The organism is Bellilinea caldifistulae (genome assembly GCF_001306055.1).
Lineage (GTDB): Bacteria > Chloroflexota > Anaerolineae > Anaerolineales > Anaerolineaceae > Bellilinea > Bellilinea caldifistulae.
Genome location: NZ_LGHJ01000031.1, coordinates 1 through 2,817, shown reverse-complemented (window position 1 = coordinate 2,817; position 2,817 = coordinate 1). Strand labels below are relative to the sequence as shown.

The following is a 2,817-nucleotide window of genomic DNA, read 5'->3' as shown; positions in this document are numbered from 1 at the left end:
GCCGAATTAACTTGCGGGTGTAGTGTTTCCACTCGATCAATTCATTCAATTTCCGCAAAAAATGATCGGCTGCTACAACTTGGTCGTACAGATAGTCCCCAAAAAATGATCCTTTGCCGGTTTCTTCAAAACGCTGCTTTTCCATCCCGCTGATCTCCAAAGTGGTTTGGTTCGATTGTATTAAGGTTTTCCCCTTTTCGTCAATCCCAGTTATTTGTTTTTCAACAATCTCAAATTTCAAAATCACTCATCGGAGAACCGCCTCCCTACCAAACCTGCACTAATGGGAGTATAATCTTCCCCATCGCCAGCGGAGCGCTGGCATTTGCATGAATCGGAGGCCTGGCATTAATGAATCGTCGTCTTGTCAACTTGATCGTCATTCTCATAATTTTTGCTCTGGCAGTTTGGATAGATTTACCAAACAATCCGGGAATCAAGATTGGTTCCTTTGAGAAAAAACTGGAAACGGTGCTTGGTCTGGATTTACGCGGGGGAATGCAAGTCATTCTGAGCGTCCCCCCGGAAATTGCCGTAACCCAACAAAATTTACAGGACGCCGCCACCATTTTGGAGAACCGTTCGAACGCTTTAGGCGTCAGCGAAGTGGTCTTCCAAACCGCTGGTGAACGGATCATCGTTGGTGAATTTCCCGGGGCTACGGATGCCGAAGAGGTCATCAATCCAATTCGGCAGGTCGGTCAGCTGGAATTTGTTGACACCGGAAACACGCCCTTACCCCCCGGTACCGAAATTTTGACCGACTTTGGCTTGCCCGAACCAGTCACTCAGCCCACGGAAGAGGATGGCAAGATCCGCTACCATACCATTCTCACTGGTAAAGATTTGAAATCCGTGGGAGTTGTACGCGGTCAACTGAATGAGTACGAAGTCGCCATTGAATTTAACCCGGAAGCCGGCAAGATTTTCGAAGAGTGGACTACTCAAAATGTCGGCAAGTATTTGACCATTGTTCTGGATAAAAAAGTGATTTCCTCGCCGGTCATCGAGCAACCCATCAAAGACGGACAGGGCGTGATTCGGGGTGGTTTCACTGCTGAAAGCGCCAATTCCCTCGCCGTACAATTGCGATATGGCTCGCTGCCAATCCCGCTCAACATCGAACAAATTCGTGTCATCGGCCCCACCCTTGGTCAAGATTCCCTTGAGAAATCCCTCATCGCCGGTCTGATCGGCTTTGCCATTGTCATGTTATTCATGGCCATTTACTACCGCGTACCCGGTTTTGTGGCTGATCTTTCGCTCATTTTCTACGCCCTTTTGACTTTCGCCATTTTCAAAGCCATCCCGGTCACCCTGACTTTACCGGGTATTGCCGGCTTCTTGCTCAGTACGGGTTCAGCATTGGATGCCAACATTCTGATTTTCGAACGATTGAAGGAAGAGTTGCGGAATGGACGAACCATTCGACAGGCGATTGACCTCGGTTGGAGGCGGGCCTGGCCGTCCATCCGTGATTCGAACATTGCCGCGCTGATCACCAGTGGCATTTTGTTCTGGTTTGGTTCTGCTTTCGGCGCCAGTTTTGTCAAAGGGTTTGCCCTCACCCTGGCCCTTGGCGTAGTAGTCAGCCTTTTCACGGCTTTATTTGTCACGCGCACCTTGCTGGGTCTATTCCTTGAATCCATCAAGGAACCCGAAAAACGTCCCGAATTATTCGGAATATAGAGGCAAACACCATGTTAGATATTCTTGGAAAACGCTATTACTTTTTTGCCCTCTCATTGCTGGTCATTTTGCCCGGTTTGATCATCCTGGCCATCAATGGTTTGCCACTGGCAATTGACTTTAGCGGCGGTACCATCCTTGAGCTTCAATTCCCGACCACTAATTTACCTCCCACCGAGGAAGTGGTGCAAATCTACAACGAAATGGGTTTTCGGGAAGTACAGGTTCAAACCGCAGCCGGTCCTTCCGGTCAACGGGATATTCTGGTCATTCGCTCTCCTTTCATGGACGAGGAGGCCAAGAACAAAGTCGTCAGCACCATGGAAGAGAGGTTTGGGGTTGAGCAAATTACGGTCAATCGCTTCGACAGTGTTGGCCCGGTGATTGCGGCCCAGGTGACCAATCGTGCTGCTCTCGCAGTTGCTGTTGCAGCGCTGGCGGTAGTCCTCTACATCACTTACGCTTTCCGCGGTATCCCCCATGCCTTCCGTTACGGGGTGTGCGCCATCATCGCCATGATTCACGATATTCTGGTAGTTTTCAGCATCACCGGCATTGGATCTGTCCTGTGGGGATGGCAGATGGACTCCTTGTTCCTGACCGCCTTGCTGACCGTCATCGGTTTTTCCACACAGGATAAGATTGTGGTGTTTGACCGTATTCGAGAAAACAGTGCATTTTTACGGAAACTGCCCTTTGAAAAACTGGCCAATCACTCCATCGTTCAAACCCTGCAGCGTTCAATCAATACCCAATTGATGACGGTTGAGTTTATGCTGCTTGCCCTGGCCCTGTTTGGCGGAGTCACCCTGCGGGAATTTGCAGTCATCCTGCTGGTTGGTTTGTTCAGCGGAACGTACTCCTCAATTTTCGTAGCCGCCCCAATCCTGGTCGTTTGGGAAAACAAAGAGTGGCGCACCTGGTTCCGCAAGCAAAATGCCAGCGCCTGATGGACTCAACCTCTGTAAGGAGGCCTGAACATCCTCAACGGATTACACACAGGGGCTGTCTGGAAAGAACATCTAGGCAGCCCTTTTGGTAAGGAAAAACAGGTCAAATAAACCCGTTTTGACCAGCAAAAAAAATTGGCTGTTGATCAGGCAGCCAATTTTCGTAGATTGTGGGCTA

At 49.6% G+C, this 2,817-nt stretch carries 2 protein-coding genes; both read left to right on the top strand.

What is annotated here, in order from left to right:
• The first annotated feature begins 351 nt into the window (after positions 1-351).
• Positions 352-1,689, top strand: a complete 1,338-nt coding sequence (gene secD, locus AC812_RS16995) for a protein translocase subunit SecD (RefSeq protein WP_061917239.1) — start codon at positions 352-354, stop codon at positions 1,687-1,689.
• Between the two features lie 11 nt (positions 1,690-1,700).
• Positions 1,701-2,639 (top strand): protein translocase subunit SecF, encoded by a 939-nt coding sequence (gene secF, locus AC812_RS16990; protein WP_061917242.1) that lies wholly within the window; start codon positions 1,701-1,703, stop codon positions 2,637-2,639.
• The last annotated feature ends 178 nt before the right edge of the window (positions 2,640-2,817 follow it).